The following is a 24,388-nucleotide window of genomic DNA, read 5'->3' on the forward strand; positions in this document are numbered from 1 at the left end:
GCGCTGCCAAGGGCGCGCGTCATTCGGCGACACCTGTCGTAACCGGAGTTCGCGGCGGGAGCCCGGGTCAGGCGCTGCGGAGCCGATATCGCGTCGCCACGGCCCCGGACCGGAACGGCGTGCGGTCGACGGGGTGGAGGTCGATCTGCCGGTCCAGGCCCGCGAGCAGAGTCGGTCCGCGCCCCGCGACGACCGGCTGCACGAGGAACTCGAACTCGTCGATCAGCCCCAGGTTCGCGAGGGCCGTCGGCAGCGCCACGCCGCCCACCCAGAGGCCGGCACCCGGCTCGGCCTTCAGCGCCCGGACGGCCGTCTCCAGGTCACCCGTGAGGAGCTCGGCGTTCCAGTCGGGGTCGCTGAGGGTCGACGACACGACGTACTTCCGCGCGCCGTCGATCGCCTCGGCGAAGCGGACCTCCGCCTCGTCCATCCACGCGGGCCACTCGCCCGATGCGGGGCGACGCCAGGCGGCCGCCATCATCTCGTACGTCACCCGGCCGAGCAGCAGCGCGTCGACCCCGGCCATCTGAGCCGTCCAGAAGTCCATCGACTCCTCGTCGGGCGGCAGCCCCGCTTCGTGGTGGCAGCAGCCGTCGAGCGTCACGTTGATCGAGTATCGGAGAGGTCTCATGCCTCATCCTGTCTGCTCACACCTTCGCGGTCCAGCCCAGTGCCGGGCCGAGGTTCGTCGCGAGCTCGCGCACGATATGCCGCTGGTCCTCGGCGCTGAACGAGAAGGGCAGCTCGAGCAACAGGTCGTCGACAGCGGTGAACGCCGGATCGTTCGCGATCGTGTCGACGATCTCGGCGGTCGAGCCGATGATGTCGCGGGCGATCAGGGTGCGGCCCGGTCCCTGCGGCGCGAGCGTGCGAGGCGTCCGCGTCTCGACGTAAGCAGCGAAGCGTTCGCGCTGCTCGGGAGTGGCGTTGTCGGTCGGCAGGATGACGTGGCCTTTTCCGACCGTCGCGGCGTCGCCGAGCGGATGCCGCGACCGGAAGAGGTCGATCTGCTGTCGCTGCACCTCGGAGAAGACCTCCGAGTCCTCTGCGGTGGAGATGTTGCTGACGAGCAGATTCAGCCCCGCGCCTCCCGCCCATCCGGCCGAACGCAGGGATCCGCCGCCGTACCAGAGGCGCGATGCGAGGCCGGGGCTGTGCGGCTCGACGCGGTCGGACGAGAGCTCGGTGACCCCGCCGAGCCCGATCTCGCGCTCGCGATCGACGGCGTCGCCGCGGATGAACCCGAGGATGCGCTCGATGCGGCCGTAGCTGATGTCCTCCTCGCGCCAGCGCTCGCCCAGCACGCGATCGGCGACGTCGTCGGGGAGCCGGGGAGCCCCGACGCTCAGTCCCGGCTGCAGTCGGCCGCCCGAGAGCAGGTCGGCCGTCGCGAGGTCCTCGGCCAGTCGCAGCGGTGACTCGTAGGCGGTCGGGATCACCGCGACGCCGAGGTCGATGCGGCGCGTGCGCTGCGCCGCCGCGGCGAGGAACACGGCCGACGAGGGAACGCCGTACTGCAGGTGCCGCGTGCGGATCCAGCCGCCGTCGAGGCCCAGCTCCTCGCCGTACGAGAACAGCTGCAACGCTTCCTCGAGACCCGTCGCCGGGTCGTCCCGGCGAAAGGGGACGATGTGGAGGAACCCCAGCTTGCGCAGTCGACCGGTCACGACTTCACGCTAGCCATGCCCGATCCACCCGGGGCCCGAGCGTGTTCACACGCCGACACAGTCGGAGACGCCTCGCCCCCGGGGATTCATGCCGGCGACTCGGCGACCGGCACGATGATCGGCAGCTCGCGGACGGGCACCAGCACGATGTCCTGCACCTTCCAGTCGAGCTCGACACAGCCCTCGCGGGCGGCCTCGAGCTCGTCGAGGCTCGGCATGCGGCCGTCGTGCGGCACGACGAACGACTCGACGTGGAACACATGGCCCTCGTCGCGCACCCGGCTTCCCGCCGCCGACACCCACGGCAGGCCGGCGAGGTACGCGTCGATCTCGCCCGCGAGCGGATGCGGCTCCGCGTCGTCGAAGGTCGTCGCCCGAGCATCCATGAGGTCGACGATCGCGGCCCGCAGGTTCTTCAGCCCGTCGCGCAGAATGCCCGCCGCGATGAACAGTGCGGCCGCGGCATCCAGCCACCACAGGCCGAGGCCGATCCCCGTGACGCCGACGATCGAGCCGACCGCCGTCATCCAGTCGGCCTTGTTCATGTCGGCGTCGGCGTAGAGCACCTTGTTGTGCAGCTCGCGCGCCAGCCGGATCTTCGCCCGTCCGAGCAGCACCGGCGGCACGGCCGTCAGCGCCATGACGCCGATCATGAGCCACCCGAGCCAGATCGACACCCCGAAGAGCTCGACGGTTCCGATGGTCGGGTGCTCGCCGCTCAGCAGGCCGATCCCCGACTCCACGATGAGGTAGGTGCCCATCGTCGACAGTGCGACGGCGGCGACCAGGTGGCCGACGCCGACCGAGCGGTGATAGCCGTAGGGATGTGTGAGCGTCGGCCGCCGCCGGTTGACGCGGATCGCGATGAGGAACGCGAGAGGTGGGATGAACGACAGCAGGTCCTCGATCCACGCCGCCTTCATCGCCTGCGAGTTGCCGAGCACGAGGAAGACGAGGGTCACGGTGACCGCCAGGAACGCGATCGTGATCCATTCGAGCCGCACCGCCCGTCGCAGCACCTCGACCTGGCGTTCCGGCAGCTCCGTCTGGCCGAATCGCACTTCCGACCGGGTCATAGCCCACCCGCCTCCGCCCGCTCCGGGAGGAACGTCTCCAGGCGCGAAAGGAACGCGTTCTCGCCGAGCGGCACGAGCATGACGATCTTCAGCGTGCTGCCGTCCTTCGCCGTCGCCTCGGCGTACGGGCGCGTGACTCCCGCCTTGTCGGTCCACGGCGTCTGGTCGGAGATGCCGCCCGCGATGAGGTCGAGCCCGCCGTTCTCGAGCTCGCGCACCAGCGCCTCCTCCGAGCCGACGGTCCATTCCACGTCGGCATCGAGCGACTCGGCGAATGCGCGGATCGCATCGGGCTCGGTGCCCTGCGGTTCCTCGTCGTCGACCTGCACCCAGTCGCCGTCCGGCGAGACACCGGCCCGGAGCGTGCCGCCCTCGACCGAGGCGAGCGTGCCCGACGGGTCGGTCGGGATCGTCAGCCCGCACCCCGCGAGTGCGAACGACGACGTCAGCAGCAACAGGACCGCGCCGACCGCTGCGGCGAGCCGGTGGTGCATGAGACCCTCCTCCGTGCGTGTCCGATCGATACATCCGATCTGCGCCATCACCCTGGCGCGCGCGCCGCGATCTCCGTAAGGGGGTTGCTCCGACGCGCTCGAACCGCATGCATTCTCGTTCACGCCTGGGAACGGAACATCCGTTCCGCGATGAGGAGCGTCGCACGCGTGGGCAGCAGCCGTGCGAGGCCCGCGAGCGCCCGGTTGCGTGCTCCGTCGATGACCGCCGGCGCGCGTCCGGACAGGGCTCTCCAAGCCGTGTCCACGACGTCCTCCGGCTGCCGCTTGCCTCGGGCAGCGCCGGGGTTCATCGGGGTGTCTGTATCTCCGGGCGAGACGGCGATGACACGAACTCCGTGGCGGCGGTTCTCCTCGTAGAGCGCTTCGCTGAAGGTGCGAACGTAGGACTTCGACGCACCGTAAGCGGCGAGGTAGGGGGTTGGCTGATATCCGGCGACGCTGGCGATGTTGATGATCGTCCCGCGCCCCGACCGCCGCATCCGGATGACCGCGGCGCGACCCAGAAGCGTGAGCGCGGTGATGTTGAGATCGACCATAGAGCGGAGCGAAACGGGGTCGGACCGCGTCAGGTCGCCCTCGGGCGCTGAGCCCGCGCTGAAGACCATGTGGTCGAGCCTCGGGAGGCTGTCGATGACGGCCGCGATCGAGCTGACATCGTCCCGCCGGGACAGGTCGGCGACGCGGACCTGAGCCTCGACAGTGTGCGTTTCGGAGATTTCGAGAGCGAGCTCGGCGAGGGCATCGCGCGAGCGGGCGACGAGGATCACGTCGAAACCCTCCCGTGCGTAGCGACGGGCGAATTCCCGGCCGATGCCGGAGCTCGCCCCGAGGATCAGGGCGACGGGCCGAGGAGCGTGGCTCCCGGCCGGCTTGTCATAGCGAGTCTGCGTCATGCGGATAATCTATCCGCTAAAGCCGAAAGGGCTAGCCTCGACGGATGGGGTCGCGGAAGAGCAACGCAGAGCAGAACCGGGTGCGGATCCTGGATGCGGCTCGCGGCTCGGTCGCGCGTGGTGATGCGCTGACGCTGAACTCCGTGGCGCACGCCGCCGGTGTGGGGGTGGCGACCGTGTATCGGCATTTCCCTTCCGTCGAGGCGCTCGAGGAGTCGCTCGTCGGGGAGCGTTTCCGCGAGCTGCATGCCGCGATGGCCCAGGTCGAGGGGGCTGCGGGGTTCGCCGGTCTCCTCGAGCGGTACTACGAGCTCATGGTGAGCGATCCGCTGTTCGCGGCTGTGACCTCCCGTCCAGACCCGGCACTGGACCAGACGACGCTCTTGCGAGACGACCTCATCGACGGGCTGGGTCACCTCATGCGGAAACAGGTCGACGCCGGCACTCTGACGCCTGGACTGACCTCCGCCGAACTGCTCGCGCTGCTCTGCGGGCTGGCGTACTCGGCCCGCACGCTCGGTGTGACGGCCGTGAGTCCGCCCGGCCGGCGACTCTTCGAGGTCATCCGGGCGGGAATTCGTCCGGCGGATTGACGCCACCGGCCTCGACCGGGGGGCGTTGCGTCCGTGTCGATAGGATGGGGTGCAATCCCTCCTCGACAGAAAGGGAGATCCGCATGCCGGGAATCGTCATCGTCGGCGTCCAGTGGGGCGACGAGGGCAAGGGCAAGGCCACCGACCTGTTGGGCGACCGCACCGACTGGGTCGTCAAGTTCAACGGCGGCAACAACGCCGGGCACACCGTCGTCATCGGTGACGAGAAGTACGCCCTGCATCTGCTGCCCAGCGGCATCCTCTCGCCGGGCGTCAACGCCGTCATCGGCAACGGCGTCGTCGTCGACCTCGAGGTGCTCTTCGCCGAGCTCGAGGCGCTGTCGGCGCGCGGGCTCGACATCTCGCGTCTGAAGGTGAGCGCCAACGCGCACCTCATCACGCAGTACCACCGCACGCTCGACAAGGTGACCGAGCGCTTCCTCGGCAAGCGTCAGATCGGCACCACGGGCCGCGGCATCGGACCGGCCTACGCCGACAAGATCAACCGCGTCGGCATCCGGGTGCAGGATCTGTTCGACGAGAACATCCTGCGGCAGAAGGTCGAGGGCGCCCTCGACCAGAAGAACCACCTTCTGGTCAAGGTCTTCAACCGCCGCGCGATCACCGCCGACGAGATCGTCGACGACCTGCTCTCCTATGCCGATCGCCTGCGGCCGATGGTCTGCGACACCGGCCTGCTGCTGAGCAACGCGCTCGACAACGGCGACGTCGTCGTGTTCGAGGGCGGGCAGGCCACCATGCTCGACGTCGATCACGGCACGTACCCCTTCGTCACCTCGTCGTCGGCCACCGCCGGTGGCGCCGCGACCGGATCGGGGGTCGGTCCCAACCGGCTCGACCGCATCGTCGGCATCGTGAAGGCGTACACGACGCGCGTCGGCTCCGGTCCGTTCCCGACCGAGCTGTTCGACGAGAACGGCGACTTCCTCCGCTCGCGGGGCTTCGAGTTCGGCACGACGACCGGCCGCCCCCGCCGTGTCGGCTGGTACGACGCCCCGATCACGCGGTACGCGACGCGCATCAACGGCATCACCGACCTGGTGCTCACGAAGCTCGACATCCTCACCGGGCTCGACCGCATCCCGGTCTGCGTCGCCTACGACGTCGACGGCGAGCGGTTCGACGAGGTGCCGGTCAACCAGTCCGACTTCCACCACGCCAAGCCGGTCCTCGAGTACTTCCCCGGCTGGAAGGAGGACATCTCGACGGCGCGCACGTTCGACGACCTCCCCTCCGCGGCTCAGGAGTACGTGCTGGCGCTCGAGAAGATGAGCGGCACGCGCATCTCGGTGATCGGTGTCGGGCCCGCCCGCGACGCCGTCATCGTCCGCCACGACCTCGTCGACTGACGTGCGCCTGCTGCTCGGCGGCTACACCGCCGACATGGGTGGCGAAGCCGCGGGCATCGGCCTGCTGCACGCGGGCGACGCCGACGGGCCGACCGCCGACGGCCAGCTCTCGTTGCGCACGGAGGTCGTGACTGCGTCGTCGCCGTCGTGGGTGGCCCGTCATCCGCGCCTGGATGTCGTCTACGCGGCGCTCGAGTTCCGCGGCGAGGTGCAGGCCTACCGGCGCACCGGCCCCGACACGTGGACACCGCTCGGAGGTCCGGTCCCGGCCGGCGAGGCCGTGTGCCACGTCGCGGTCGCCCCCGACGGAGCGTCGCTCATCGCGAGCTGCTGGAGCGACGGTCGCGTCGTGCGGATGACGGTCGATGCCGCCGGTGTCCCGTCGGCCCCGGTGATCGCCCCCGCCGCCGTCGACCCCTATGGACCCGACGCCTCCGCCGAGCCGACGGCGGAGGACCTCGACCTCGCCGCCGCCGCTCGGGCGCTGCGCGAGGCGGCGGGTCCCGAGTTCGCGCATCTCGTGCCCGGTTCCGACGTGCCCGCGCCGCCCCGTCCCGGTCCCGATCAGGATGCCGCGGCTGCACGCCCATCCCGGTCGCACCAGGCGCGATACCTGCCCGGCGGTCTGATCGTCACGACCGACATGGGCCTCGACCTCGTGCGCTTCTGGCGCGACCGCCCCCGCGGGCTCCGCCTCGTGCAGCAGGTCGCACTGCCGCTCGGCAGCGGCCCGCGTCACACCCTCTGGCACCCCAGCGGTCACCTCTACGTGCTCACGGAGCTCTCGCGCGAGGTGTTCGTGCTCGGCCCCGATCGTGCCGGCGACTGGCGGATGCTGTCGGCGACCGGGATCCTCGGGGCGCTCGACGACGACACGGCGGCCGAGGTCGCCATGACTCCCGACGGCGAGACCGTCTACGCCGGAGTCCGCGGCAGCAACACCCTCGGGGTGCTGCGCGTTCGGGGAGCCGGCGACCAGCTCGAGCAGCTCGCGCTCGTCGATGCCGGTGTCGATTGGCCGCGGCACCACGTCGTCGTCCGCGACACCCTGCTCGTCGCCGGGCAGCTCTCGAACGAGGTCGTCTCGATGACGCGCGACCCGCGCACCGGTGTCCCCGGGCGGGCGCGCCACCGCGTCGCGGCGCCGAGCCCGACCTGCATCCTGCCGGTCGCGTGATGCCGGGTCCCGCGAACGGGACGCGGCATCGGACTCAGTGCGGCAGCTTCTTCGCGTCCTGACGCGGGATCACGATCTGGTTGATGATCAGCAGGATCGACGCGGTGACGGGGATCGCGACGAGCGCGCCCAGCAGGCCCAGCAGCGTCCCGCCGACGAGCGCACCGATGACGACGAGCGATCCGGGAACCGAGACGGTGCGGTTCATGACGCGTGGTGTGAGGATGTATGCCTCGACCTGCATGTACAGCAGATAGGCGGCAGCGAAGATGATGGCCGGCACCGGAGCAGTCGGGTTCGTCAGCAGGGTGATGACCGACGCACCCACCCAGAAGATCACCGTTCCGACGAGCGGGATGAGCGTGATCGCGAACGCCAGCACGGCCATCAGCGCCGCGAACGGAACGCCGAGGATCGTCAACAGGATGAAAGCGAACGTCGCGTTCATCAGAGCCAGGACGACCATGCCCGAGAGGTAGCCACCGATCGATTCGGTGATCTGCCGCGTCATGTCGGCCACCGTGGCGCGCGAGCGTGCCGGCGAGATGCGAACGAGCGCGTTCTTCATGCGGGGGAGCGAAGCGAGGAAGTAGAGGCTCAGGACGAGCACGATGATCGAGCCCGAGATGGCGGTGACGACGTTGACGCCGACCTGCAGCAGGCCGCCGCCGATCGCCGCGATGTTCGACGGGTTGGTGACGAAGCTCTGCACCTCGTTGAGAACGTCGCTCAGGCTGTCGCCGAAGGTGTCCTCGGCCCATCGCACGGTGTCGCTCTTCAGTACGTCGCTGACGATGTTCGGCACGTCTTTCGCGAACTGCTCGATCTGATGGACGACCGGCGGGAGGACGACCCACAGGATGCCGGCGATGATCAGCGCCAGCGCGGCGAACGTGATGACGATGCCCCACGCCCGCGCGATGCCGCGGCGCACGAGGAACCGGACGACGGGGTCGAGGGCGAGCGCGACGAACAGCGCGATCGCCACATAGATGAGGACCGTCGACAGACTGGAGATCGCCAGGCCGAGCACGATGGCCGCGAGAGCGCCGAGGGCCAGGAAGAAGCCCGCGGCGAACGGCCGGGAGAGCGCGCCCCAGATGGGCTGGTCGCGTGTCGCCGGCTCGGCGACCGGGGCGATGGGGCCGGCGGGCGCGGTGCCGGTCGAGCGAGGCTTCGTCATGGTCACACTCTAGAGCCGGGGCATCCGCGCCCGCGGCGGGCCGGCGAGCACCCGCCGAGAAGATAGGGTCGGCGGGGGAAGGAGCCACCATGACCGACGCCACGACAGAACTCCACCGCCTGCGCGCGAGCATCGACAACATCGACGCCGCGCTCGTCTTCATGCTGGCCGAACGGTTCCGGTGCACGAAGCAGGTCGGTGAGCTCAAGGCGACGCACGGGATGCCCGCCTCCGACCCCGGTCGCGAGGAGCGACAGATCGCCCGCTTGCGCCGCCTCGCGGAAGAGGCCGACCTCGATCCCGAGTTCGCTCAGAAGTGGTTCGGGTTCGTTGTCGCCGAAGTGATCCGGCACCACCGGATCGCAGCCGAGGACATCGCGGACTGACGCTCAGCCGCCCGCATCCGCGAGCTGCCGGATCAAGCGCTCGACGGCGGAGCGCTGCAACGGGAATCACACGATTTTCTCGTCGCACGCGCGCGTGATAGCGGAATGGCCGATCAGGGGTCAAATCTCGGATCCGATTTGCGACCTCCCCGTGAACGTGAAACGTTGGATGAGGCCCTCCGCGGGCCACTACCCGACCAGTCCGCGGTCGCTGGTGGCAATCTCCTGAGGTGCCAGACCGGCGAGCGTATGGTCGGCGGCCTGTGCTCGTGGGTCCGACATCCGCAGCCGAGACGCCGTCGCGAGACGCGCCGAGAGGTCGCCACCCGGGCGTAACCGATGCAGCCTGCACCGGCTGCCGAGGTGACCTGTGACCAGTCCGTCTTCTTCGGGGGAAACGACCTCCCCCGCTTTGGAAGCCAAGAATCTGTACAAGGTCTTCGGGCGCAACCCGAAGTCCGTCGTCGAGAAGCTGCGGGCGGGAGCCCAGCGGAACGAGATCTCCGACGCCGGGACCGCCGCCGTCATCGACGCGTCCTTCACCGTTCAGCCCGGTGAGATTTTCGTCATCATGGGCCTCTCCGGTTCGGGCAAGTCGACCCTGATCCGCATGCTCAACGGTCTCCATGACGCCACCGCCGGAACGATCACGGTGAAGGGCGACTCGATCACGGACGTCGCGCCCGCCCGGCTGCGCAGCATCCGTCGCGAGCGCATCGCGATGGTCTTCCAGCATTTCGCTCTGCTCCCGCACCGGACCGTCGCCGCCAACGTCGCCTATCCGCTCGAGCTGCGCGGCGTCGGCAAAGCCGAGCGCCTCGCCAGGGCGGAGGAGATCCTCGCCCTCGTCGGGCTCGAAGGCTGGGGCGACAAGCTGCCGTCGGCTCTCTCCGGCGGAATGCAGCAGCGCGTCGGCATCGCCCGCGCGCTCGCCGCCGACAGCGACATCCTGCTCATGGACGAGGCCTTCAGCGCGCTCGACCCCCTCATCCGACGCGAGATGCAGGAGCAGCTGCTCGAGCTGCAGCAGAAGCTGCAGAAGACCATCATCTTCATCACGCACGACCTCAACGAGGCGATGTTCCTCGGAGACCGCATCGCCGTCATGCGCGACGGTCGCATCGTGCAGATCGGCACGCCCGAAGACATCCTCACCGATCCGGCCAACGACTACGTCGAGCAGTTCGTGCAGGACGTCGACCGCGCGCGCGTCCTCACCGCCGCGAACGTCATGGAGCGCCCGCGGCCCGTCGTCGCCGAATCCGCCGGACCGCGCGTCGCCCTCAAGCAGATGCGGGATGCCTTCATGTCGGCCGCCTACGTCGTGGGCCGCGACCGCAAGCTGCTCGGCGTCGTCACCGACCGTGACGCCGTCAAGCTCGTCCGCCGCGGCGAGTCGGCGCTGTCGTCGGTGATCAAGCCCGCGCCGCAGACCGTCAGCCAGGACAAGGTGCTCATGAACCTCTTCGTCCCGGCCGTCGAGTCGCCGCTGCCGCTCGCCGTCACCGACGCGGACGGACGCCTCGTCGGCGTCATCCCCCGCATCACCCTGCTCGCCGCTCTCGGCCCCGGCCCCGGTGCGACGGAGGAGATCACGATCCCCCTGCAGCCGATGCCGCAGGCCGCGATCGATGAGGTGCTCGCGGAGGCGACCGCCGTCGACGGCGCAACCCTCCAGAACGGGGAGGTGCGCTGATGGATGGTTTCCGTATTCCGCTCGGCCAGTGGGCCGAGGTCGCGGTCGACTGGATCCGCGACAACGTCTCGTGGCTGCTCGGCGCGATCTCGACGGCGGTCGGCTGGCTCGTCGGCTCGCTCGCCGACCTGCTGCTGAGCGCACCGATCGTCGTGGTCATCATCGTCGCCGCGTTGCTCGGCTGGTTCCTGCGGTCGTGGAAGTTCGCGATCGGCACCGCCATCTCATTTGCGATCATCCTCGGCGTCGGTCAGTGGGTCACCGCGATGCAGACACTCGCGCTCGTGCTGATCGCCACGATCATCGCCGTCGTCATCGCCGTGCCGCTCGGCATCCTCGCCGCGCGCAGCGACCGCTTCAGCGCGGTCATCAAGCCCGTGCTCGACCTGATGCAGGCGATGCCCGGGTTCGTGTACCTGATCCCCGCGATCGTGTTCTTCAGCATCGGCTTCGTGCCGGGTCTCGTCGCGACCGTCATCTTCGCGCTGCCCCCGGGCGTGCGTCTCACCGAGCTCGGCATCCGCAGCGTCGACTCCGAGACCGTCGAGGCCGGTCACGCGTTCGGCGCGACGCCGGGCCAGATCCTGCGCGGCGTTCAGCTGCCGCTCGCGATGCCGACGATCATGACCGGCGTCAACCAGGTGATCATGCTCGCGCTCTCGATGGCCGTCATCGCCGGCATCGCCGGTGCCCCCGGGCTCGGCAAGGAGATCGTGCAGGCGATGTCGACGGTCAACATCGGCACCGGTGTCGAGGCCGGCCTCAGCGTCGTGATCCTCGCGATCTACCTCGATCGGCTGACGTCCGCCCTCGGCGACATGAAAGGCCAGAAGGGCTCGATCCTCGGCGTGCTCAGCCGACGGCGCACAGCCGCGGCGGCTGCCACCGCCGCGGAGAAGCGCGAGCTCGCCACGGCCGCCTGAGCCGCGGCATCCCGAACGTATCCTCCCTGCACCACCCATACGGAACGAATGAATCCATACGGAAGGCACACGATGAACAAGCGACACCTCACCGGGATCGTGGCGCTCGGCGCCGCGGCATCCCTCGCCCTCGCCGGATGCGCGAGCGGTAACCAGGCCGAAGGCGGCTCTGGCGAGAACGGCGACAGCAAGGGCACCATCACGCTGGGCTACCTGCCCTCGTGGACCGACGGCCTCAGCACCGCATACCTGCTCGAGAACCAGCTCGAGCAGCTCGGCTACACCGTCGAGATGCAGGAGCTCACCGAGGCGGGACCGCTCTACGCCGGCCTCGCGCAGGGCGACGTCGACATCTACCCGTCGGCATGGCCCGAGCTCACCCACGCCTCGTACATGGAGCGCTACGGCGACCAGATCGACGATCTCGGCGCCTACTACGACAACGCCAAGCTCACGATCGCGGTGCCCGAGTATGTCGACATCACCTCGATCGAAGACCTCGCCGCCAACGCCGACCGCTTCGGCGGGCAGATCTACGGCATCGAGCCGGGCGCGGGCCTCACGAAGCAGACGCAGGAGTCGATGATCCCCGAGTACGGCCTCGACGGCACGTACGAGCTCGTCACCTCGTCGACCGCCGCGATGCTCACCGAGCTCGACACGGCGATCGCCGCTCAGCGCGACATCGTCGTGACGTCGTGGCGTCCGTTCTGGGCCAACGAGCGCTACGGCCTGAAGGACCTCGAGGACCCGCGCGGCGCGATGGGCGACACCGAGGCGCTGCACTTCCTCGCGACGTCCGGCTTCGCCGACGAGTACCCCGAGGCGGCCGAGCTGATCGCGAAGATCCAGCTGGACGACGAGCAGTACGCCGCGCTCGAGGACATGGTCGTCAACCAATACGGCGAGGGCAAGGAAGCCGAGGCGATCACCGCCTGGCTCGAGGAGTACGGCAGCCAGGTCGAGGGTCTGCAGACCAGCTGATCTCGCCTGATGCAGAACGGAACCCCCGGGGCGTGCCCTGGGGGTTCCGTCACTCCTGCCGGTCGCCGCGTTCCGGACGTGACGGGCGGTCGCGCCGCATCCGATTCCACATCTCGGTCGACCGCGTGATCGCGCGCTGAGCGTTGTCGAGGAGGTCCTGCGCGACCTCCGCCCAATCGGGTGAACGATCGTCGGGCTCGGGAAGCTCGCGGGGGGTTCCCTGCCGGGCTGCGCGCTCGGCCGCGTCGAAGGCATGGGTCGCGCGACGGACGGCCTCGCGATAGGCGCTGTAGTCGGCCGGCGCCATGCGCGCATCGCGCGAGGCCGGCCGCAGCCATGACGCCTGCTGGTGCTCGCGCAGGAAGAGGTCCATCGGAGGCCAGCGGGCGTCGAGCATCATCGGGAACCCGATCGCCTTCGCGGCATCGGTCTCGTAGTCCATCCACCGCGCCAGGAGAGCGTCGTGCTCCGCCATCAGCCGAGCGAGCGGCATCCGGTCGATCTCCTTGCGGGAACCGGGCATCATTGCGCGTGCAGCCTGCACGCCCGCGCGACGTGCTTTGAGTTCGGCGACGGCGGCGCGCGCCTGGCGCTCGGCGATCTGCAGGCGTCGTCGCGCCTCCGGCACGGCTCCTGCGGTGGCCCTCGGCGTCGACTTCTCGGCCTGCGCTCGCATCAGCTCGGCCCGCGCAACCTTCAGCTGTGCGCGGGCGTGCGTCACGCCCTGCTGCGCGCGGCGGAGGTCGAGCTGCGCGGCATCGAGCTCGAGTCGACGCTGCGACGGTCGGCTGCGGCGCAGGCCGGCCCAGCCGAGGGCGCCCGCGCTGGCTCCCGCCGGCGCGATCCACCACCACTCGGCCGCGAGCGCGAGGATCGGATCCACGACTTCAGCCTACGCACCTCGCCGCGTGCAGTCTTCGTGCCGGCTGGGGATACACCTGTCGGATCGGCGGTGCTGGTGCACGGTCGAACCCGCCGTGAGGCCGCACCAGCCCCACGAGTCCTGCAGCTGTATCAGCCGAAGAGCAGCGCGAAGACGGTCGAGCCCCCGCCGACCACGATCAGCGAGACGATCGCGACCCACGCGGTCACCCGCATGCGACGCGAGCGCCCGCGGGCGAAGCCGGCGTACTCGTCGTCGTCGCCCGGCGGCGTCAGGTCGCGACCGCTCATGACCGGCTCATGACGCGGGCACCTCGTCGACGATGTCGCCGAAGGCGGCGGGCAGGGTCGCGCGCGACGTGGCGCGGATCTCGGCGACGGGCACCGAGAACAGACCCTGGATGTCGAGCACGGATTCGACGCCCTCGGCGGCATCCGTCACGCCGATGCGGATCACGGGGTAGTTGCGGCCTTCGCAGAGGCCGCGGAACTTCACGTCCTCCTCGCGCGGGACCGAGACGATCACGCGACCGGTCGACTCGCTGAACAGCGCCGTCGAGACATCCACGCCGTCGCGCTCGACGATCTCGCTGAGCCACACGCGGGCGCCGACGCCGAAGCGGGTGGTCGCCTCGGCGAGGGCCTGGCCGAGGCCGCCCGTCGACAGGTCGTGCGCAGCCGAGATCAGACCCTGCTGCGACGCCGCCTGGATGAGGCCCGCGAGCCGCTTCTCTCCCGCGAGGTCGACCTTCGGGGGGCGTCCGCCGAGGTGGCCGTGGATGGTGTCGGCCCAGGCCGATCCGTCGAGCTCCTCGGCGGTCGTGCCGAGCAGGTAGATGTTCTCGCCGGCATCCTGCCAGCCCGACGGGATGCGGCGGGCGACGTCGTCGACGATGCCGAGCACGCCCACGACGGGGGTCGGGAAGATCGGCTGGTCGCCGGTCTGGTTGTAGAACGACACGTTGCCGCCCGTGACCGGGACGCCGAGCTCGAGGCACGCGTCGGAGAGGCCGTCGACGGCCTGACCGAACTGCCACATGACCTCGGGGTTCTCGGGGCTGCCGAAGTTGAGGCAGTCGGTGACGGCGGTGGGGTTCGCGCCGGTCACGGCGACGTTGCGGTAGGCCTCGGCGAGGGCCAGCTGTGCGCCCGCGTACGGGTCGAGCTGGCAGTAGCGCCCGTTGCAGTCGGTGGCGATCGCGAAACCGAGGCCCGACTCCTCGTCGACGCGGATCATTCCGGCGTCGTCAGGGAAGCTCAGCGCCGTGTTGCCGAGCACGTAGTAGTCGTACTGGTTCGTGATCCACGACGTGTCGGCGAGGTTCGGGCTCGCCACGAGCTGCAGGAACTCGTCGCGCAGCGCGTCGCCGTCGGCGGCGCGGGGGAGGGATGCCGCCGAGTCGGCCTGCAGGCCGTCGATCCAGGTCGGGTAGGCGACCGGGCGGTCGTAGACGGGGCCGTCGACCGCGACGGTCGAGGGGTCGACGTCGACGATCTGCTCGCCGTGCCAGAAGATCTGCAGGCGGCCGTCGCCGGTCACCTCGCCGAGCACGCTCGTCTCGACGTCCCACTTGCCGACGACGGCGAGGAAGGCGTCGAGCTTCTCGGGCGCGACGATCGCCATCATCCGCTCCTGGCTCTCGCTCATGAGGATCTCCTCGGGCGTGAGCGAGGGGTCGCGCAGCAGCACGTTCTCGAGGTCGACCCGCATGCCCGAGCCGCCGTTGGCGGCGAGCTCGCTCGTGGCGCATGAGATGCCCGCGGCCCCGAGGTCCTGGATGGCCTCGACGAGCTCGCCCGCGTACAGCTCGAGGCAGCACTCGATCAGCACCTTCTCGGCGAACGGGTCGCCGACCTGCACCGCGGGGCGCTTGGTGGGTCCGCCGTCGGCGAAGGTGTCGGACGCGAGGATCGACGCGCCGCCGATGCCGTCGCCGCCCGTGCGGGCTCCGAACAGCACGACCTTGTTGCCGGCGCCGGTGGCGTTGGCCAGCTTGATGTCCTCGTGGCGCATGACGCCCACCGCGAGGGCGTTGACGAGCGGGTTGCCCTGGTAGACCGAGTCGAAGACCGTCTCGCCGCCGATGTTCGGGAGGCCCAGACAGTTGCCGTAGAACGAGATGCCGCTCACGACGCCGTGCACCACGCGGGCGGTGTCGGGGTGGTCGATGGCGCCGAAGCGCAGCTGGTCCATGACGGCGACGGGGCGCGCCCCCATCGAGATGATGTCGCGGACGATGCCGCCGACGCCGGTCGCGGCACCCTGGAACGGCTCGATGTAGCTCGGGTGGTTGTGCGACTCGACCTTGAAGGTCACCGCCCAGCCCTCGCCGACGTCGACGACGCCCGCGTTCTGACCCATGCCGACCATGAGGCGGGTCTTCATCTCGTCGGAGACCTTCTGGCCGAAGCGGCGCAGGTAGTTCTTGCTCGACTTGTAGGAGCAGTGCTCGCTCCACATGACCGAGTACATCGCCAGCTCGCCCGAAGTGGGACGTCGGCCGAGGATCTCGCGGATCTTCGCGTACTCGTCGGGCTTGAGGCCCAGGGCTCCGTAGGGCTGATCACGCTCCGGAGTGGCGGTGGCGTTCTCGACGGTATCTGCGACAGGGGTGCTCACGCGGCTGGACTCCAGGACTCGGGATGCCGGACGCGATCAGTCTAGTTGTCCCGCCGAACCGTCGAGTCGCCAGGAAATGCGGATGCGGGCGGTCCGGCATCCGCACTTTCTGGCGAGTCGACGCTCAGGAGGGCGCGTCGTATGCGCCGAAGAGGCCGGTGCCGTGCTCGACGAGGGCGTCGTACGCCTCGCCGTAGGTCGCGGGCAGCGTGCTGCCGGGGTCGAAGCGCGAGGTCAGCAGACCGAGCAGCCCGCGCGCGGGTGGCGTGAGCGGCCGCTTGTGGTGCTTCTCGTCCGGGGCCTTCGTCGCCCCCTTCTCGGGGTTCGCCGGCACGTACAGCGACTGCGGCTGCGGCCACGTGTACGGCTGGCGCGGCGTCGTGAGATTGACCGCGTTGAAGATCGGGTTCGCCGTCTCGTCGCGCACGTTGAGCGGCCGCAGCCCATGCAGCCGGCAGAGCGTGTTGGTCACCGAACCGTGGTGCATCTCGTCGTGGATCACGGTTCCCGCGGCGGTGTACGCGCTCACCACGATGGCCGGCACCCGCAGGCCGAGGCGGTCGAAGGTGAAGCCCATCTCGCCGGGGCCGCTCGCATCGGGCGGCGGTGCGGCCGGTGGGGCGACGTGGTCGAAGGTGCCGCCGTGCTCGTCGAAGGTGATGACGAGCGCGGTGTTCATGGCGTTCGAGCCGGATGTCGACGCGCTCGTGCGGATCGCGTCGTACACGTCCTGTGCGAGCTTGTCACCGGCGCGGACGTCGCTGTCGGCGCTGTTGGTGATGCGGATGCGGCTGCCGTCGGGCAGTTCGAGCTCGCCTTCGCGGGTCGCGCCCCACGGCGGATGCATGTCGTTGTGGTTGAAGACCATGCGCGGCTCGATGAAGGCGTAGTCGGGAAGGTCGCCGTTGGCGGCATCCTCGTAGAACTGCTCCATGACGCGGAAGTTGGTCTTCCAGTACCGCTCGAGCACCGGCGCGTGGAGCATGCCGGTGAGGGATACGAGCTGCGTCGCGTCGTAGTAGACGCGCCACGACAGGCCGGCGTCCTCGAGGCGGTTGAAGATTGTGGGAGCCGCGGGCGCGTCGATCCACTTGTCGTAGTTGTCGCCGGTGTGGTTGACCACGTAGCCGTGCGACGTGGAGGCGTGGAAGAAGCTGCGGTTGCAGAAGGTCTGCGAGGGCACCCCGGCGAACCAGCGATCGTAGACGGCGAACTCGCGGGCGAGCGTCGACACGACCGGCAGCATCTCGGGCGAGAAGCCGCCCATGACGGTGGCGTACTCGTCGGCGGTCGGTTCGCGCTTCTTCGCGAGGCGGTAGTTGACGATGTAGTCGTGCACGAACCCGTCGTTGCGCGGCGCGCTCCCGGTCCCGGGCGCGTTGTACGGCGGCTGCAGTCCGTTGCGGGCGATGTCGGCGTTCGCGGGTGGGTCGATCGTCCCGAACAGCTGCGTGTTGACGTGGGGGTAGGTCTCGCCGGGGTCGGGCTGCGGCTGCTGCATGATGTGGTCGGTCGCGCCCGTGTAGACGTGCGCGGGGACGACCGTGCCGTCGGGGGCCGTGTTGGCGTGGTCGCCTTGCAGGATGCCGTCGAAGTCGGCCGCGCTCTTCTCCTCGGCCGTGTACAGGTGGCCGAGCAGGTTGTCGAAGCTCCGGTTCTCGAACATGAGCACCACGACGTGGTCGAACCCGGCCACGCTCCGCGCGGCGAGCGGCGCGAACTCGGGGGGATGCGCCGTCATCGCCGCCGTCACCGCAGCCCCGGCCGAGCCTCCGACGGCGAGGCCGGCGGCGCCCAGGCCCGCACGTCGGAGGAAGTCGCGACGCGACGGTCGGCGGCTCGACCAGGAGGCATCCGTCTCGTCGCTGTCGGCGTCGGCCACGGGTCCCCTCCCTCGCTCGGTGCTCGGCGATCAGGCTACTCTCACAGCATGGACGACGGCCTGCGTCTCGATCGAGGAGCCCGGTACGGTGCCGCGGTCGTCGCGGCGATGTTCGCGACCTACCTCGCCGTCGCATCCGACTTCTCCGCGATCGTCCAGGCCGAGATGTACGCCGGCACCATCACGAACGACATGCCCTACGTCGACACGCTCCAGTTCGTGCTCGTCGTCGCGACGCTCGTCGCCGCGTTCGCGCTGCTGCCCACCTCGCCGATGCGTCGCGTCGGAGGAGTGACGCTCGCCTGCGTCGCGCTGTTCCTGTGGGCGACCTTCGGGCTGCTCCGCGGAGCCGGCCATCTCGCGCACCTCGACCCGCTGTGGGAGGTCGTGCTCAATCAGGGGTTCATCGCGCTGCTGGCCGGGGTGGGCGGCTGGGTGGTCGCCCGGGGGCGGCATCCGCTGTCGTGGGTCGTCGTGATCGTCGCTCTCGTGCCGCCGATCATCGGTCCGCGACTGGTCGAGGCGAACGTCACGAGCGGCGGTTACGCGCTGGCGATGCAGGGCATCGTCATCGTCGGAGGGCTCGCCGCCGTGTGGGCGTCGGTCGCCATCGACCGGTGGGCGCGACGGCGCTTCAGTGATCGGGATGCAGCGACGCGTCGGCGGGCGCGCTCCGCCACGACACGAAGCGAACCGTGAGCCCGGCGCGCGTCGGCGCGCAGCAGAACGGTCCGGCCGCGACGTCTGCATCCGGGTCGAGAGGCGCCACCCGCACGAGACGCCAGTCCTCGTCGTCGACCCGGGCCCTGATCGTGACGGCATCGCCCGACCGGCTGGCGCGCACCGTGACGATCCGACCCGCCCAATCGGCGACGGGGGAGAGCGACCAGTCCGACATCCCCCGGGTCACGACCGCGCCCAGACTGTCGGCGCCGTCGCTGTGCTCGATTCCGGCTTTGATCCAGGTCTCGTCGTCGACACGCAGGAAGACGCCCGCCTGATCGAACTGATCGGTGAAGTCGAGCACGAACGCGACCTCGACTGCGGTATCGGGTGCCATCGGTGCGAGCAGGGCGTGCTCGTCGTCGTGCACGAACCCGTACGACGTGACGCGCCACGCGTCGCTTCCCTCGTGTGCCGTGACGAGCAGCTCGTCGCCGTCGCGCACCGCCTGCGCGGGCTTGTTGGTCCACTCGCCCTCGGACCATTCGATGTCGGTCATGCGCGTCCTATCTCCGATCGACGGTGTCCCTCACGCTACGCGCAGCTGGGTCAGCAGCGCGGCGTGATCAGTGGTGCCGGCGAACTCGACGATGCGGCCTCCCGCCAGCCGCAGGAACCCGAACTCCGCGACATTGACGTGACGTCGGGTGGGTCGGATGCCGCGGAACGGACCGGTGTGCGTGCCGCTCGCGCGCACGTGCGCGGCGATGCGGTCGTCCTCGACGACCAGTTGGATGCGGCGCACCTGCCAGTCGGGGAAGGCATCGAGCACCTCGACGACATCGGTCATCCAGGCGTCGGCTCCGCCCGGAAGGTGCGCTCGCCGCACGTCCGGGTCGACGAAGGAGCGGATGGCGTCGAGGTCGTGGCGGTTGCAGGCCTCGAGGTAGTCGGCGTACCAGGCGTGCATCTCCCACGGCTCCATCCGCCCATTATCGGTGGGAGGGTGAGCAGTCGGCGGCGGGAGGTCAGGCGTCGTCAGGCGTGGAGCGCGTCTTCCCGGGAGGCGAGGAGACCCAGGAGAGAAGGGCGGTGCGGATCGCTTCCGACAGCACCAGGCCTTCCTGCCAGCCGCGCGCGACGACGGCATCCCGTTCCTCCGGTGTCAGGCGCACGGTGACGGGGATGCTGGCCGAGTCGCCGCGGGTGGGGCGTCCGCGTCTCGGCTCGTTCAGCGGCGACGCCTGCATGGCTGCTCCCCCCTTTGGGTGCGCGCGCTGTGCGCAAGTGCACAGAGTCTTGGTAGCTCGCGGCATTCCGGATTGCCGCAGCGGGATCGGGAAGTCACGTGCGGGAGCGGCGACGCTCGTCCAGCGGCGCCGAGATCCAGTAGAGGAGAGCCGCGCGGATCGTCTCGGACAGCACCATCCCCTCTTCCCAGCCGTGACGGATGGCGGCGTCGCGCTCTTCGTGCGTGAGGCGCACGGTCACCGGCATGCTGGGCGATTCGCCACGGGTGGGGCGTCCGCGTCTCGGTTCATCGGCGATCATCATGGTGGTCATGCATGTGGGACGCCGATGGGCGCAGAACGTGACGCGAAACGTCGAGACTTCTCCGGATGGGAGGAGCGTCGCGGTGTTTCCGGGGCTGATCAGACCTCGCCGACGACCTCGACCTTGAAGCCCGCGGCGTTCTCGAGCCAGCCGGCGTAATGCTGCGGGCCCCCCGCGTGCGGGTAGCGCTCCGCGTACAGCGGAGTCCAGCCGGCACCGGGGGCGTCGGTCATGATCGCGTGGACCTCGGCGGGGGAGCCGCCGTGGAACGCCAGATGGTTCAGGCCCGGGCGCCGACGATCGTGCTCGGCGCCGACCGTGTTCGGTGAGGTGGTGAGCGTCAGGTAGGCGCCGCCTGCGGCCCACGACTCACCCTGCGGCCACGTGCTCTCGAGCTCGAAGCCGACGCGTCGCAGCAGCCAGCCCCACTCGGTGCGCGCGCTCTCGATGTCGCCGACCCAGAGCTCGACGTGATGGAAACCGGCCATGGGTCCAGTCTGGCGCAGCGGCCCGACATCCTCGTCCCGCGGTGGCTATGCTGCGGCGGGGTTCCGTCAGCGAGTGGGGGTCGTATCGAATACATCTCACCGGTCCCGGCAGCCATGTGCTCACGATCCAGCCCGGGCGGGGGGACCTCTCTCTGGGGCCGGGTGGGGGGAAGCCGGTAGACCTGCAGGTCGGACCAGACGACGTGATCGACTGGTCGGCGTTCGACCCCTTCGCGACTCCTGCGGGCTCTCCGTGGCCGCGTCACATCGCCTATCGCGGCAACGACTCCGGCTTCTTCGCCTGGGCGCGCCGCCGCCCCATCGAGAACTTCTCCTGGACGCCCGAGTTCACCGGCGACCGCGACGTGGATGCTGCGGGCGCCGACATCCACAGCCTCTTCCTCCGTCTGGGTGACCTGCGCGGCTCGTTGCGTCTGACGATGCCGAACGTCTACCACCTCAGCGTCGCGGGCGACCTCGGCCGACTTCGGACGGACGGGGTGCTCCCGCGGGCGCTCGCGCTGCTCCCGGCGCTCGGACGCACGACGAGCGAGCCCGTCGTCGTCCCTGACGTCGGCCCGCTGCGAGACGTCGACGCGGTGACGCTGTCGGGCGCGCCGTTCGGTCGTCCGATATCGCTGACCTCGCTCCGACAGTTCACCCGGATCGAGACTCTCTCGCTGCACGGGAGCTTCACCGACTGGGAGGTGCTGAGCGAGCTCGACGGGCTCCGCGGACTCGAGATCCGCTTCGCACCGGACCTCGACGGGATGCCGTCGCTCGACACCTGGCCGTCGCTGGAGCGGTTCATCGCGTTCAACGTCGACGAAGCGGGCGGGAAGATCCTCCGATCGCAGATGCGTGCACGGGCGAAGACGCGGCCGCGGGCCGACTACGCATCGGTCGTGAAGCTGCGTAAGCCCGAGTGGTGGCAGCAGGAGTACGGCCGCCCGTTCGCCGGGTGGGACGTGCGCCGCGCGAAGATCGCCGATGCCGCGTACGACGCCGCCCTCGCGTCGCTCGCCGATGCAGAGGACGTCAGCGCCGCTCGCGCGGCGATCATCGCCTTCGTCGAACGCTTCAACAGCGTGCCCGGCATCGAGACGACCGAACGCGAGGATGTCGGCGACGCGGTGCTGCAGCTGCAAGCCCAGGGATGTCCCGCCCAGCTCGGCGTCACCGCGGACGACGCGTTGCGCTGGTTCGACGAGGCGCGCGACTACTGACGCGAGGCGGGTGCTACCTCGGGAGGAGGGTCCGACCTTCGGATGATCTCGCGCCCGAGTGGCCGGATTCACCCCGAGCGAGCCGCCTCGGTGCCTTAGCATCGCCCCATGACACGCCTCACCACGTGGCCCCTGCGCCTGCGGTCCGTCGCCGGACCCGCCCTCGAGCCGATCACCGGGCTCCTCGCTCTCGCGATCTGGATCGGCATGGCGCAGCTCGATCGTCTCGACGTCGTGCTCGGGCGCGATGACACCTTCGCGACCTCGGCTTACGGCGTCGCGGTCATGGTCGGCTTCGCCGGCGCGATCGCGCTCGCGCGCATCCGTCCGGGCTGGTCGACGGTGCTCCTGGTCGTCTTGCTCATCGTGCAGGTGCTCTTCTGGCCCGCCCGGTTCAGCCAGCTGAGCTGGATCGGCTATGTCCTCCTGCTGCCCCTGCCCGCGTTCCTCTCGCGGAACTCGGATATCCGCAGCCGACGGCTGACCCTGGCCGCGGTGCTCGCCTCCGCGGTCGTCGTCGGCGGGCTGCTGGCCGTGCCCGCGCTCTCGCTCTCGGGCCGGTGGGGGACCATCAGCGGCAAGGAACTGGCGGGCGGTCTCGACGCCATCGCACTATGCGTGACGCTCAGCGTGGTCGGCGCCTGGCTCAGCTGGCGGCTCGGGCGGGTGCGCACGTCTTCGCCCACCCGCCCCGAGACCGCCGACCCCGCCGACGAGGCGCTCGCCACGCTCTCGACTCGCGAGCGCGAAGTGTTCGACCTCGTCGCCCGGGGCCGGTCCAATGCGGAGGTGGCTGCCCACGCGTTCATCAGTGAAACGACGGTGAAGACCCATGTCGGCAGCATCCTGAAGAAGCTCGGGCTCTCGTCGCGGAGCGAGCTCATCGCCTTCGCGTGGGGCAATCGGCTCCTCGAACCTGCCGGGTCCGCCGACCACCACTCGATCCGGTAGCGCTGGGTCAGTCCGCGACCGTCATGCGATCGAGGTTGATGTAGTTCGCGCTGCCCGACGCGCTGTCGACACGCAGGTCCACGCGGTTGTACCCCTCATCGAGCGAGACGGTCACCGTACGCGTCTGCCAGTCACCCCAGCCGGACGTCGCGGGGAACGACAGCGGGGTCGCCGCGCCGTTGACGGTCAGGGCCCGCGAGGCGACACCAGCCGCGGCGGCGTAATGGAACTGCAGCTCGTAGGTGCCCGCGGCCGCCACGTTGACGTGGAAGGTCGCCCCGGTGCCGTCGCCGATCCAGCCGCCGATGTATCCGCGCCCGCTGTAGCCCGACTGCCCGCTCTCGGAGATCACCCCTGAGCGCTCGGTGTTCTCGGCCTCATAGACGCGGGTGCCCTCCACGGGGCCGGTGTAGCCGTCGGGAGTCGCCTGGCTCATGACCGCGACGCTCGCAGCCGCGGCGAGACTCTGGATGGCGGTCGTGCCGAGCTCGGGTGCGGGGGCGGTCCAGTCGTAGGCCCCGATGCCCGCGGAGTTGAGGTGGTTGGCTGCCTGGGTCGCGTTGTCGGTGAGCAGCTGCTCGTACTGCGTCTGCCCGGCATCGTCGATGAGCGCGCGGATGTTACGCGTGAGGATGGCTTTGAAACCGCCCGTGTCGTCGACACCCTCGAAGAGGAAGGTCCCCGACGAGGTCATGTTCGCCACGGCCCAGTCGACCGCGGCCACCGCGCGCGAGAGCTCCGCGGGATCACCCGAGTCGAGGTACATCTCGAGGGCGGCGCCGGCGTAGTTGCCCTGGTTGTAGGTCCAGTCCCAGTCGACGAACTGGCCGGTGCCCTCGATGTGGTCGCGCAGTTTGCCGCCGACGTAGAAGTTCGCGTCGAGCCAGGAGAAGAGGGTCCGCGCCTGGTCGCGGTACGAGACGTCGCCTGTGGCGGCATAGATGCGCATCGCCGTGTAGACGGCCGTCGCGTTGGTGGCGACGTTCTTCTCGTTGCGCTCGCCGTCGCCGATGTCGACGTTCTTCCACCAGATGCCGCCGCCGTACGTCGAGTCGGCGTACTGCGTGATGAAGTCGAACATCTCGATCGCATCGTCGCGGTACTCGACGTCGCCGGTGAGCTCGTACGCACGGATGGCGCCGCGGGCCCACCAGCCGATGTCGTCGTTCCAGTCGTTGTCGCGGAAGTCCGGATACTGCGCCTGGAAGCCGTCGTAGACGTCATCGATCATCTGGCGGGCGTCGGTGCTGCCGGTGCGTTCGTAGACGTCCATGATCGTCTCCCACAGCTGCGCCTCCCACCAGTAGTCCGTGTACAGGCCGCCTTGCGGGCCGTGCGCGTGCTCAGGGTGGATCTGATGGTCGCTGTATGTGAAGAAGTAGTTCGCGGAGTCGTCCCAGAACACGTCGACGAAGTCGTCGAAGGCCGTCTCGGACTGGGTCGAGGTCAGCGCGTGCGCCGGTTGGGGGACCAGCAGGGCCGCTGCGAGCAGCGTGGCCCCGAGGATGGTCATGGATCTCTTCATCGTTCTCTCCTCGCTGAAAAAACATATTGATTGCCGACCGGTCAACGCCGCCTTCTCATGGCTTCGACGTCTCGGGTCGCGCGGGACACAGCGTTGCACATATTTATACGTTTTAATAGACGGATTGCGAGATC

26 protein-coding genes are annotated in these 24,388 nt (G+C 69.6%); 10 read left to right on the forward strand and 16 right to left on the reverse strand.

What is annotated here, in order from left to right; translation table 11 throughout:
- Positions 1–67: 67 nt before the first annotated feature.
- The 5 genes from AA0Y20_RS03370 to AA0Y20_RS03390 all read right to left on the reverse strand — a co-directional run bounded on the left by AA0Y20_RS03370 (position 68) and on the right by AA0Y20_RS03390 (position 4,151).
- The gene (locus AA0Y20_RS03370; protein ID WP_412937453.1) at positions 68–631 is read right to left on the reverse strand and encodes a dihydrofolate reductase family protein; all 564 of its coding nucleotides are present in this window, start codon (positions 629–631) and stop codon (positions 68–70) included.
- A 16-nt stretch (positions 632–647) separates the two neighbouring features.
- On the reverse strand, positions 648–1,667 hold the full coding sequence (locus tag AA0Y20_RS03375) for an LLM class flavin-dependent oxidoreductase (protein ID WP_412937455.1): 1,020 nt from the start codon (positions 1,665–1,667) through the stop codon (positions 648–650).
- 86 nt (positions 1,668–1,753) lie between these two features.
- A complete protein-coding gene (locus AA0Y20_RS03380; RefSeq protein ID WP_412937456.1) occupies positions 1,754–2,743 on the reverse strand; it encodes a cation transporter in 990 nt (329 codons plus the stop codon).
- Positions 2,740–3,237, reverse strand: coding sequence for a transporter substrate-binding domain-containing protein (locus tag AA0Y20_RS03385; protein WP_412937458.1), 498 nt, complete (start codon positions 3,235–3,237; stop codon positions 2,740–2,742). Before AA0Y20_RS03385 ends, AA0Y20_RS03380 begins: the two co-directional genes overlap by 4 nt.
- 119 nt (positions 3,238–3,356) lie before the next feature.
- Entirely contained in the window at positions 3,357–4,151 is a 795-nt protein-coding gene (locus tag AA0Y20_RS03390) for an SDR family NAD(P)-dependent oxidoreductase (RefSeq protein WP_412937459.1), read from the reverse strand.
- A gap of 44 nt (positions 4,152–4,195) precedes the next feature.
- On the opposite strand from AA0Y20_RS03390, the gene AA0Y20_RS03395 reads away from it, so the two are divergent.
- The 3 genes from AA0Y20_RS03395 (at position 4,196) to AA0Y20_RS03405 (ending at position 7,291) form a co-directional block, all read left to right on the forward strand.
- A complete protein-coding gene (locus AA0Y20_RS03395) occupies positions 4,196–4,744 on the forward strand; it encodes a TetR/AcrR family transcriptional regulator (protein WP_412937461.1) in 549 nt (182 codons plus the stop codon).
- 83 nt (positions 4,745–4,827) lie between these two features.
- Entirely contained in the window at positions 4,828–6,114 is a 1,287-nt protein-coding gene (locus AA0Y20_RS03400; protein ID WP_412937464.1) for an adenylosuccinate synthase, read from the forward strand.
- 1 nt (position 6,115) lies between these two features.
- Complete coding sequence (locus AA0Y20_RS03405; protein WP_412937466.1) at positions 6,116–7,291, forward strand: lactonase family protein; 1,176 nt, start codon at positions 6,116–6,118, stop codon at positions 7,289–7,291.
- 34 nt (positions 7,292–7,325) lie between these two features.
- On the opposite strand, the gene AA0Y20_RS03410 is transcribed toward AA0Y20_RS03405, so the two are convergent.
- Positions 7,326–8,474 carry an AI-2E family transporter gene (locus AA0Y20_RS03410; protein WP_412937468.1) on the reverse strand — a complete coding sequence of 383 codons (1,149 nt, stop codon included), beginning with the start codon at positions 8,472–8,474 and terminating at the stop codon, positions 7,326–7,328.
- 89 nt (positions 8,475–8,563) lie between these two features.
- Between AA0Y20_RS03410 and AA0Y20_RS03415 the strand changes: the two genes are divergently transcribed.
- The 4 genes from AA0Y20_RS03415 to AA0Y20_RS03430 all read left to right on the forward strand — a co-directional run bounded on the left by AA0Y20_RS03415 (position 8,564) and on the right by AA0Y20_RS03430 (position 12,463).
- Positions 8,564–8,860 (forward strand): chorismate mutase, encoded by a 297-nt coding sequence (locus AA0Y20_RS03415; protein ID WP_023953263.1) that lies wholly within the window; start codon positions 8,564–8,566, stop codon positions 8,858–8,860.
- A gap of 412 nt (positions 8,861–9,272) precedes the next feature.
- Positions 9,273–10,556: a quaternary amine ABC transporter ATP-binding protein gene (locus AA0Y20_RS03420; RefSeq protein WP_413331977.1), complete on the forward strand. Its 1,284-nt coding sequence runs from the start codon at positions 9,273–9,275 to the stop codon at positions 10,554–10,556.
- Positions 10,556–11,479: an ABC transporter permease gene (locus tag AA0Y20_RS03425; protein ID WP_412937472.1), complete on the forward strand. Its 924-nt coding sequence runs from the start codon at positions 10,556–10,558 to the stop codon at positions 11,477–11,479. The genes AA0Y20_RS03420 and AA0Y20_RS03425 overlap by 1 nt, the downstream gene beginning before the upstream one ends.
- Positions 11,480–11,551: 72 nt before the next feature.
- On the forward strand, positions 11,552–12,463 hold the full coding sequence (locus AA0Y20_RS03430) for a glycine betaine ABC transporter substrate-binding protein (protein ID WP_412937474.1): 912 nt from the start codon (positions 11,552–11,554) through the stop codon (positions 12,461–12,463).
- A 49-nt stretch (positions 12,464–12,512) separates the two neighbouring features.
- Here the strand turns inward: AA0Y20_RS03430 and AA0Y20_RS03435 are convergent, their stop codons facing one another.
- The 4 genes from AA0Y20_RS03435 to AA0Y20_RS03450 form a co-directional block, all read right to left on the reverse strand.
- Positions 12,513–13,346 (reverse strand): hypothetical protein, encoded by an 834-nt coding sequence (locus AA0Y20_RS03435; RefSeq protein ID WP_412937477.1) that lies wholly within the window; start codon positions 13,344–13,346, stop codon positions 12,513–12,515.
- Positions 13,347–13,477: 131 nt separating this feature from the next.
- Positions 13,478–13,636, reverse strand: coding sequence for a hypothetical protein (locus AA0Y20_RS03440; protein ID WP_412937479.1), 159 nt, complete (start codon positions 13,634–13,636; stop codon positions 13,478–13,480).
- A gap of 7 nt (positions 13,637–13,643) precedes the next feature.
- Positions 13,644–15,965, reverse strand: a complete 2,322-nt coding sequence (gene purL, locus AA0Y20_RS03445) for a phosphoribosylformylglycinamidine synthase subunit PurL (RefSeq protein WP_412937482.1) — start codon at positions 15,963–15,965, stop codon at positions 13,644–13,646.
- Between the two features lie 124 nt (positions 15,966–16,089).
- Positions 16,090–17,847 carry an alkaline phosphatase family protein gene (locus AA0Y20_RS03450; RefSeq protein ID WP_412937485.1) on the reverse strand — a complete coding sequence of 586 codons (1,758 nt, stop codon included), beginning with the start codon at positions 17,845–17,847 and terminating at the stop codon, positions 16,090–16,092.
- A 48-nt stretch (positions 17,848–17,895) separates the two neighbouring features.
- Between AA0Y20_RS03450 and AA0Y20_RS03455 the strand changes: the two genes are divergently transcribed.
- Positions 17,896–18,546, forward strand: a complete 651-nt coding sequence (locus tag AA0Y20_RS03455; RefSeq protein ID WP_412937488.1) for a hypothetical protein — start codon at positions 17,896–17,898, stop codon at positions 18,544–18,546.
- On the opposite strand, the gene AA0Y20_RS03460 is transcribed toward AA0Y20_RS03455, so the two are convergent.
- The 5 genes from AA0Y20_RS03460 to AA0Y20_RS03480 form a co-directional block, all read right to left on the reverse strand.
- Complete coding sequence (locus AA0Y20_RS03460) at positions 18,482–19,069, reverse strand: DUF1349 domain-containing protein (RefSeq protein ID WP_412937489.1); 588 nt, start codon at positions 19,067–19,069, stop codon at positions 18,482–18,484. The genes AA0Y20_RS03455 and AA0Y20_RS03460 overlap by 65 nt on opposite strands.
- A gap of 30 nt (positions 19,070–19,099) precedes the next feature.
- Positions 19,100–19,495 (reverse strand): ester cyclase, encoded by a 396-nt coding sequence (locus AA0Y20_RS03465; RefSeq protein ID WP_412937491.1) that lies wholly within the window; start codon positions 19,493–19,495, stop codon positions 19,100–19,102.
- A 43-nt stretch (positions 19,496–19,538) separates the two neighbouring features.
- Entirely contained in the window at positions 19,539–19,760 is a 222-nt protein-coding gene (locus tag AA0Y20_RS03470) for a hypothetical protein (RefSeq protein ID WP_412937492.1), read from the reverse strand.
- Between the two features lie 94 nt (positions 19,761–19,854).
- Positions 19,855–20,001: a hypothetical protein gene (locus AA0Y20_RS03475; protein WP_412937494.1), complete on the reverse strand. Its 147-nt coding sequence runs from the start codon at positions 19,999–20,001 to the stop codon at positions 19,855–19,857.
- A gap of 161 nt (positions 20,002–20,162) precedes the next feature.
- Complete coding sequence (locus tag AA0Y20_RS03480) at positions 20,163–20,552, reverse strand: VOC family protein (RefSeq protein ID WP_412937496.1); 390 nt, start codon at positions 20,550–20,552, stop codon at positions 20,163–20,165.
- Between the two features lie 203 nt (positions 20,553–20,755).
- Between AA0Y20_RS03480 and AA0Y20_RS03485 the strand changes: the two genes are divergently transcribed.
- Positions 20,756–21,778 carry a hypothetical protein gene (locus AA0Y20_RS03485; protein WP_412937497.1) on the forward strand — a complete coding sequence of 341 codons (1,023 nt, stop codon included), beginning with the start codon at positions 20,756–20,758 and terminating at the stop codon, positions 21,776–21,778.
- A 108-nt stretch (positions 21,779–21,886) separates the two neighbouring features.
- Positions 21,887–22,729 (forward strand): response regulator transcription factor, encoded by an 843-nt coding sequence (locus AA0Y20_RS03490; protein WP_412937499.1) that lies wholly within the window; start codon positions 21,887–21,889, stop codon positions 22,727–22,729.
- Positions 22,730–22,736: 7 nt separating this feature from the next.
- Here AA0Y20_RS03490 and AA0Y20_RS03495 read toward each other — a convergent pair whose 3' ends face one another.
- Positions 22,737–24,254: a glycoside hydrolase family 76 protein gene (locus tag AA0Y20_RS03495; protein WP_412937500.1), complete on the reverse strand. Its 1,518-nt coding sequence runs from the start codon at positions 24,252–24,254 to the stop codon at positions 22,737–22,739.
- Between the last annotated feature and the right edge of the window lie 134 nt (positions 24,255–24,388).

It is taken from the genome of Microbacterium pratiae (assembly GCF_047302165.1).
Classification (GTDB): Bacteria; Actinomycetota; Actinomycetes; order Actinomycetales; family Microbacteriaceae; genus Microbacterium.